Annotated in this window: 6 protein-coding genes and 1 tRNA gene; 5 read left to right on the top strand and 2 right to left on the bottom strand. The window is 43.0% G+C overall.

All coding sequences use genetic code 11. The annotated features are described in order from the left end of the window. Positions 1 to 116 precede the first annotated feature (116 nt). Together JUI58_RS05210 and JUI58_RS05205 are read left to right on the top strand one after the other, a co-directional pair. The gene (locus JUI58_RS05210; RefSeq protein ID WP_204102691.1) at positions 117 to 2867 is read left to right on the top strand and encodes a CHAT domain-containing protein; all 2751 of its coding nucleotides are present in this window, start codon (positions 117 to 119) and stop codon (positions 2865 to 2867) included. A 228-nt stretch (positions 2868 to 3095) separates the two neighbouring features. Beyond that, entirely contained in the window at positions 3096 to 3494 is a 399-nt protein-coding gene (locus JUI58_RS05205; protein ID WP_204102690.1) for a hypothetical protein, read from the top strand. A gap of 111 nt (positions 3495 to 3605) precedes the next feature. On the opposite strand, the gene JUI58_RS05200 is transcribed toward JUI58_RS05205, so the two are convergent. Then, a complete protein-coding gene (locus tag JUI58_RS05200; RefSeq protein WP_204102689.1) occupies positions 3606 to 4313 on the bottom strand; it encodes an SDR family NAD(P)-dependent oxidoreductase in 708 nt (235 codons plus the stop codon). A gap of 548 nt (positions 4314 to 4861) precedes the next feature. Here JUI58_RS05200 and JUI58_RS05195 point away from each other — a divergent pair. Next, positions 4862 to 5197: a XisI protein gene (locus JUI58_RS05195; protein WP_204102688.1), complete on the top strand. Its 336-nt coding sequence runs from the start codon at positions 4862 to 4864 to the stop codon at positions 5195 to 5197. Between the two features lie 194 nt (positions 5198 to 5391). Here JUI58_RS05195 and JUI58_RS05190 read toward each other — a convergent pair whose 3' ends face one another. Then, on the bottom strand, positions 5392 to 6834 hold the full coding sequence (locus JUI58_RS05190; protein WP_204102687.1) for a bifunctional orotidine-5'-phosphate decarboxylase/orotate phosphoribosyltransferase: 1443 nt from the start codon (positions 6832 to 6834) through the stop codon (positions 5392 to 5394). A 186-nt stretch (positions 6835 to 7020) separates the two neighbouring features. Between JUI58_RS05190 and JUI58_RS05185 the strand changes: the two genes are divergently transcribed. Continuing rightward, positions 7021 to 7506, top strand: coding sequence for a hypothetical protein (locus JUI58_RS05185; protein WP_204102686.1), 486 nt, complete (start codon positions 7021 to 7023; stop codon positions 7504 to 7506). A gap of 64 nt (positions 7507 to 7570) precedes the next feature. After that, positions 7571 to 7641: transfer RNA gene (locus tag JUI58_RS05180), tRNA-Cys, on the top strand. The last annotated feature ends 298 nt before the right edge of the window (positions 7642 to 7939 follow it).

Raw genomic sequence — 7939 nt, 5'->3', positions numbered from 1 at the left:
CAAATTTACAACATTGCTCCGAATAATTAGAGCTAGGGAGCGAGACGCTCCCACTACAATAAACCATAATGGGGGTAGTGCGTTCGCGTAGCGTGTCTAAAGGTAGAGGATTTTCAATGATTAACCAAAAATTTCCCGAGGACTTACGGATGAGGTGGAACTGGATTTCTCGCAGGGCGATCGCGATCGCAATCGGACTAAACTTCCTAAACTGCGGAAGTATTATTCCTGTTTATGCTGCTGAAGAGTCTTTAATATCTTCCCTTGTATCTTCTAATCTATCTCCTTCCGTACTTTTTGAACAAGGAATGGAATTGTATCGCCAAGAAACTGAATCATCTTGGCGAGAGGCAATTCGTAAATGGGAAGAAGCCTTACAAATCTGGCAAGATAGTGGCGATCGCGAAAATATTACACTTGCGCTGAATTGGTTGGGTTTAACTTATAAAAACCTCGGGGAATTGGATCGCGCCCTTGAATTGTATAAACAAGCCTTACCTCTCTTTCAAGAATTAGAAGATCGCCATTCTCAAGCCAGTACCTTAATGGCGATCGGGCAAATTTACGGCACATTAGGAGAGTATCAAATTGCCCTCGATCACTACAAGAAATCCCTTCCCCTTTGGCAAGAAGTTAATTATCGCACGGGAGAAGCAGCAAATCTTAATAGTATCGGTCGCATTTACGACCAATTGGGAGAAAGCGAACAGGCTTTAGAATATTATCAACAAGTTTTAGCGATCGCAAGGGAAGTAGGCAATAAAAAAGGAGAAGCTGCCGCCCTAAATAATCTGGGTTTGGCTTATAATAACTTGGGAAAAGAACCCGAAAGTTTGCAACAATACGCGAAAGCATTACAAATTTGGGAAGTTCTACAAGACGATCGCGCTAAAGCCGGAACCTTGAATAATATCGGTTTCATCTCTGCACAAAATGGAGAAAATGACAAGGCGATCGCGCAATATGAAGAAGTCTTAAGCATCTGGCAAACTGTCGGTGATCGCTCTGGATTAGCCAGCACCCTCAATAATTTAGGGGTTGTCTATAGCAATAAGGGAGAACTTGATCGCGCCCTCACTTATTACGAAAAAGCTCTGTCTTTACGAATAGCCGTCGGCGATCGCGCCAAAGAAGCCCTAAGCCGCTATCGTATTGCCCTCGCCCAACGAGAAAAAGGCAATGCAGACATCGCCCTGGAAGAAATTAAAATCGCCGTCGAAATTGTGGAAAGTCTGCGAAGAAATGTCGATAGTCAAGACCTGCGAACCTCCTTTTTTGCCAGCAAACAGGACTATTATGAGTTATATATCGACCTGTTGATGCAATTGCATCAAGAACGCCCGAGAGAGGGTTATGATGGCAGAGCATTAGAAATTAGCGAGCGATCGCGATCGCGCTCCCTCCTTGATATCCTAGCAGAAGGCAACGCAAATATCTCCTCGGGAGGAGACCCAGAATTATTACAACGAGAGCGCCAATTGCAACGCCAACTGGATATATTAGAACAACGGCGTATTAGAATCGCAAGCGGAGAATATCCCCTCAACCGCAAAATTGACATCAACCGAGAGGTGGAGATTCTTCTCAAAGAATATCAATCTGTGCAGGATTTAATTCGCCGTACCAGTCCCCGTTATGCTGCCCTCACCCAACCGCAAACCCTAACTCTTGAAGAAATTCAGGCACAAATTCGCGATCGCAATACCCTGCTATTGGAATATTTTATCGGGGAAAAACAAAGCTATCTTTGGGCAGTTACCCCCGATTCAATTCAGAGTTATACTCTACCTGGACGAAGCGAAATTAAAAACGCTGCGTTCAACTTTCGCCAAAGTTTGCTGCGATCGAATCGCCCCTCGGGATTTAGTGAAACCCAACGGACGGCGATCGCCCTCTCTAATCTCATTCTTGTTCCTGTTGCCGAGGAACTACAAAATAAGCGTTTATTAATTGTGAGCGATGATATCTTACATTTTGTCCCCTTCGCCGCGATCGCCGAACCGAACCTTGAGCAGAAAAACCCTTTACTCAATATTCCCGAGGAAAAGGCGACTATTTCCCAATATCAGCCTTTGCTCGAGAAACACGAGATCGTCAATCTTCCCTCTGTCTCCACTTTAGCAGCACTGCGCCGCCAGGTTCGCGATCGCCCCACTCCTGCCAAAACCCTGATCGCGATCGCCGATCCCATCTTTGGCAATAATGATACTCGCATTGCCAATTCTTCGCGATCGTCCCTTGAACTTCCCCCAGATGTGGCACAGTTTGCCAGGGAAGCAGAACTATTATTCAACCGCTTGCCTTTTACCCGAGAAGAAGCAGAACAAATTCTCTCCCTCCTTCCTGCCGAAGAAAGTGATAAAGCCTTTGGTTTTCAAGCCACGCGAGACTTTGCCACCAGTTCCCAATTACAAAATTACAAAATCGTTCACTTTGCCACTCATGGGCTATTTAACAGCAAAAATCCTCACTTATCAGGTTTAGTCTTTTCTCTTGTAGACGATCGCGATCGCCTCCTCAATGGTTTTTTGCGCCTTCCAGAAATTTTTAATCTCCAATTTCCTGCCGATCTGGTGGTGTTGAGTGCCTGTCAAACGGGACTGGGGGACAATATTCGCGGTGAGGGAGTTATCGGTTTAACCAAGGGATTTATGTATGCTGGGGCAGCGCGAGTTGCTGTAAGTTTGTGGAGTGTAGACGATCGCGGCACCGCAGAATTAATGGTAAGATTTTATCGGGGAATATTGGCGGAAAAATTAGAACCCGCAGCAGCCTTGCGATCGGCTCAATTGCAACTTTGGCAGAGTGAACAATGGCGATCGCCCTTCTTTTGGGCAGCATTTACACTACAAGGAGAATGGCGTTAATGGCCTTGAATGGCGCGATCGCAACAGTATAATGAACTTCGCGATCGTAGTACAAAATCATGTTTGATAATGTTTGCAAATTTACTAATTCCTATCGACTTTTGGTAAAGATAGGTGTAAGTTTAGAATGGGGATTCCGACTAAATGTTAAAACAACATTAAAATAAAAAAGATATAGGCTCTATCTAGTGCAAGAGGCGAGCCTTTCATCTCATCGGGTAACGAGCCATGAGTCAAAACGCTGCTAACAACGGCACACATCCAAAAAATTCTCAGGATAAGGGGGAAACCGTGACAGTTAAAGAAGCACCTGCAAATAAAGCCGAAGACCAGAAATCGGCAGAGGATGCGGCAGGCATACAAGTTTACCAAAAATCTTTTCCTTTGCCGCAAAATCGTCCCATAGAACCCAGCCACCTCGATGTAGTTGGAACCTATAACTCGATGGGAGAACGTCCCATCACTTCGACCGGTTTTGAAATCAGCAGTAGCATTGTTATATCAGGGAATCGCCCTATTGCTAAGAGCAATTTAGATATTAGCGAAACCTACAATGTGATGGGAAATCGTCCTGTTGCTCCTAATGATTTTGAAGATATTGCTACACTAATTGGTTATCTCGATTAATTTTTAATGATTTAATCAAGTTTTGTAATTAAGTTTTGTGAATGCAACTCAAAACAGCGATCGCACCTCTAGAAGGAAATGCGATCGTTTTTTATGGCAAATCCCTACAGGCTACCAACTTTCGACGGAGGGTCGCAAATCAAGTTCAAACGTCCAGGCCGTGGGGTCTTGATGAGCCAGATAGAAAACCGTATCGGCAATGCGATCGGGGTTGAGGAAGGCATCATCGGGGCGATCGGGAAAATTAGCACGAGTTTGAGGCAAATCTATCATGCCGTCAATAATGGCGTAGGAAACGTGAATATTTTGCGGTCCGAGACTTTTGGCCATAGACTGTGCCAAACTGCGTTGAGCGGCTTTTGCTGAGGCAAAAGGAGCGGTTTTGATGCCACCTCGCCAGGAAGCTGTCGCCCCAATAACGATGATCGCGCCGCCACCAAGTTCGAGCATATCTCGCGCTGCTTCTTGACCGCAAAGGAGCAAACCGAGGGCATTTACGCGCCAACTTTGCTCAAAATCTTCGGGGGAAGTGTTGAGAAAATCTTTGAATTGTCCCGAACCTGCATTGTGAACCAAAACGCTAACTCTTCCGATTTCTTTGCGAATCATCTCGAAGGTTTTGCGAACGGCTTCGCGATCGCCAACATTGGTAGGAATACTAATACTGTTGGGAATTTGTTTTTCTATCCCTTGCAAGCGTTCGACGGAGCGTGCAAGCATGATGACACGGTAGCCTTCTTGGGCAAATTTTCGCGAAATCGATGCACCGTTACCGGGACCGACTCCCGTGACCACGCATAAGCGATCGCTGTTAGACATTGTTGAGCCTCTCAATTCTCGTGTTTGAATTATGCCATGAATTGCGATCGCTTCTTTTTTTTATTGAGAGAGGCAAATCTGTGGCTAAAAATAACTTTGAATTTTGAACAAAATGTCGAGCGCAGTCCCGACCCATAATCTTTGATTTGGGTCGGGTTAGCGAGACCAGCAAAGGAAATCGCGAAGCGTCTATATTCTATATGAGGAAGGGTTTTCAGTGTCTGGAAATTAGGTATATTTTTTTGAGAACTGCATTGACGAGTAAACATCAATTTAATGGCATAACGCATTAATTTTCCTCCTCAATTTGAGCTTGTCGCCAAACACTTTTGAGCGTACCATCAGATTGTTTCTTGAAGAAGTGCGATCGCCTTTCTTGAGGAAGAAGTACTAAAATACAATAGCTACAAGTTTCTTTGATATTTTCTTATGCCTGCTAGAATAGATATATTTAATGGAATATTCAGCGAACCAATCGGTGAATTACTCCTAGAAAATAACCGCTTTAATTTAGTTGTTTTTGACAAAAATAAGGAGGTAATTTTAGAATGGATACCACCAATAAATATCAAAAAATAATTGAGAAAATAATTGAGAATTACGCTCAACTCCGCTATGCTCATGGTGAGGTAGAAAAACAAACCGTGTTCGACCGAGAACAAAATCAGTATTTGTTAATGATTGTTGGAAAAGATGGAAATAAAATGGTTCATGGATGTTTAATCCATATAGAGATTGTAAAGAATAAAATTTGGATTCATCGCGATGGAACAGAAGATGGTGTAGCTGGAGATATTTTAACAGCAGGAATTCCTAAAGAAAATATAGTTTTAGGATTTTATTCTCCAGAACAACGCAAGATAACGGATTTTGCAATTTGCTGATTTCAACCTATAGCCATCGTCTCGCGACTTTAGAGGATATCAGCGCGATCGCCGGTTGTCTTTTAATCTACTTCTACAATGTACGTCCATTACCAAATATTAACTTTTAAGAGAAATATTACTTGCTTGGAGATTCTATCTCTAGGTAAGTTTCTCGTTCATTAATAGCAAAGCGATCGCCAATATTATTTTTTTCACCCCAACAAAATAGCATATTGTTGTTCGTCAATGCGTCCCGCTTCATAGAGAACTTGAGTAATGTCCGAAATTCCTAAGACAGAATGGGCATTATAACCACTCTCTCGCAATCGTTCTTTTACTCCTCCTTCATGGTCGATCAAAACAACAATATCTTCTACAATTAAGCCCGCAGATTGCAACTTATTTGCCCCTTCGATCGCGCTTTTACCACTAATTAAAATATCATCCACTACCACCACAGTTTCCCCTTGTACAAACTTGCCTTCAATTGCTTTTCTCGTCCCATGTGCTTTCGTTTCTTTACGGGGGAAAATCATCGGGTGTTGTAGCCGTAAAGATAAACCTGTTGCGGTAGGAAGGGAACCATAAGGAATTCCCGCAATGCGATCGAAAGTCAGGGTTTTCAACACTTCTTCATAGGCATTGAGAACTTGGTGAAACACTTGCGGTCGAGAGATAATAGTGCGAAGATCGATATAATAGGAAAAAGTCGCTCCCGATGCTTGCACGTAGTCCCCAAAAAGAATGCAGCCAATATCAAAGAGTTGCAGAATTAAATCTTGATGAGGATGCTGTTTTAATAAACAAACATCGGGCATCCAAACCTCACAATTTGTTCCTTCTGTACGAACTTCGTTACAAATTCCCCCAACGCGATCGTTGAGAGATTGAAGCAGTGTAATAACATTCTCTTGACTTCCCCAATCTTGAGGTACCGGTAATAATAATCCTTCTCCATTCTCGTTTAATCCTGCCCGAATCAGACCTTCAAGATTTTCCTCTTTAGCCCAAATACTCCGCAGCCAAATCAGTCTTTCTGGAGCCAGCGATCGCACTTCTGCTAAAATATCTGGAGAAGTTGTTCCCACTTCTAAGCATAATTGTTCTGGAGTTCCCCATGCTTTCACTTCCTTGACAATTTGTAAATAAAGAGGAGAATTGGAATCGGGATATTCTTGAATGGGAAAGGCTGAAGGATTAGAAGTTCGGCAGAGAATAAAAGCTGCTTTCTCGGGGTACAATAAAAAAGGTGCCGCTTGATCCTGTCCTGCGTAAGGGCTGAGGGTAATTCCATCAACTTGCCATTCCTTGAAAGCTGTACGAGCAAAAACAGTAGTCGTGTTAAGATCGCCGTGATTGGCATCGAGAATAATAGGTAAATGTTGAGGAATTTCTGCGAGAATTGCCTCGAGTAATTCCAACCCAGAAGCCCCATAGGATTTATAAAAGCCAAAACTGAGTTTATAGGCACAAATATAAGATTGGGTTTCTTGGATTAGTGCTGTTAACCAGTCGCGAAAAGCTGCAATGAGTTGAGATTTATTCTCTGGGATGCCATAGCGATCAGGTAACATTTCTGGGTTGGGGTCTAACCCTAGGACTAAAATGCTTTGATTTTGCGCGATCGCCAAGCTCAATTTGGTGGAAAAGTTCATTCTTTGAATGAGTCAGAAATTATTGTTAACGTTTGTTAATAAAAAAGAATGTAGTGCAACCTGCAACCTTAATTCAAATTTTATAAAAAAGCGATCGCCATCTGCAATTATTTCCTTAACATAAAGAGAAGAACAAATTATTTCTTCAGGGCTGTTTACTCAAGAAGGAAAGGAGAACGGAATCTTATGAAATCCCTTGCTTTAATTATCGCCTTTTCTAGTGGTGCGGCCTTAATCGCAGCGAATGCTTTGGCTCAAACCACAGATATTCCCGCGTCACACTTCTATCAAACCCTCAAACCTACCAATCAATTGCTTTTTGGGGGCGTGGGGTATGGTTCGCCCAACACAGGTTTTGATGAAGGAGGAGCCGCTTCTGCTCCTGTTGACATCTATTCTAGAGCCGGGTTAGTGACTTATCGGGCCGAATCCTTGGGCGATCTATCCTGTCTCCCCAATACCAATGGCGACAATGTTCGCTGTTTTGGGGAACGGGATTATGTTGTCACCATTATTCCGACAGATCAATGGAAAGTTACCAGCGATTTTACCATTGATGATAAATTGGCAAACTATGATTTTGCCGCCTCTGAACCAATAGATGTGCAGATTGATACCCGTCCCCTACAGAATAATCCTAGTGCGGCGGTTAAGTTTGGCGTTAATTTCTAAATTATGGGGAAAGTTGGCTTCCTAGTCTTCCGATTTGTGTTATACTGGCGAATCGGAGGTTCATGGCGGCATAGCCAAGTGGTAAGGCAGGGGTCTGCAAAATCCTTATCGTCGGTTCGATTCCGACTGCCGCCTTAATAAGAGAACAAAATATAGCGTTTCTCGATTTGCTGAGGTACGCCTGAAAAATTCAAAGCCTATCCTGCTTATATTCTCCTGTATTCCATCCATTTGAGAAACGCTATACCTGTTATATGTAGTTTTAAAAGTTATGTAGTTTTATAAAGTTATTTTGAACAAAATGTCGAGTGCAGTCCCTACCCAAATCAAAGATTATGGGTAGGGTTAGCGAGACCAACAAAGGAAATCGCGAAGCATCCGACTAGAGAGGTTTTTCCTGATTTTGTACATATTCGATGAGCTTGGACAAAGG

Source organism: Spirulina sp. CCY15215 (assembly GCF_016888125.1).
GTDB lineage: Bacteria > Cyanobacteriota > Cyanobacteriia > Cyanobacteriales > Spirulinaceae > CCY15215.
The sequence above is the reverse complement of the archived record's forward strand: the minus strand, read 5'-3'. Positions and strand labels throughout refer to the sequence as shown.

Bases quoted from the DNA above. Each gene is read 5' to 3' on its own strand.
- JUI58_RS05210 (WP_204102691.1), top strand. From the start codon at position 117: ATGATTAACCAAAAATTTCCCGAGGACTTACGGATGAGGTGGAACTGG.
- JUI58_RS05200 (WP_204102689.1), bottom strand. From the start codon at position 4,313: ATGTCTAACAGCGATCGCTTATGCGTGGTCACGGGAGTCGGTCCCGGT.
- JUI58_RS05195 (WP_204102688.1), top strand. From the start codon at position 4,862: ATGGATACCACCAATAAATATCAAAAAATAATTGAGAAAATAATTGAG.
- JUI58_RS05190 (WP_204102687.1), bottom strand. From the start codon at position 6,834: ATGAACTTTTCCACCAAATTGAGCTTGGCGATCGCGCAAAATCAAAGC.
- JUI58_RS05185 (WP_204102686.1), top strand. From the start codon at position 7,021: ATGAAATCCCTTGCTTTAATTATCGCCTTTTCTAGTGGTGCGGCCTTA.
- JUI58_RS05205 (WP_204102690.1), top strand. From the start codon at position 3,096: ATGAGTCAAAACGCTGCTAACAACGGCACACATCCAAAAAATTCTCAG.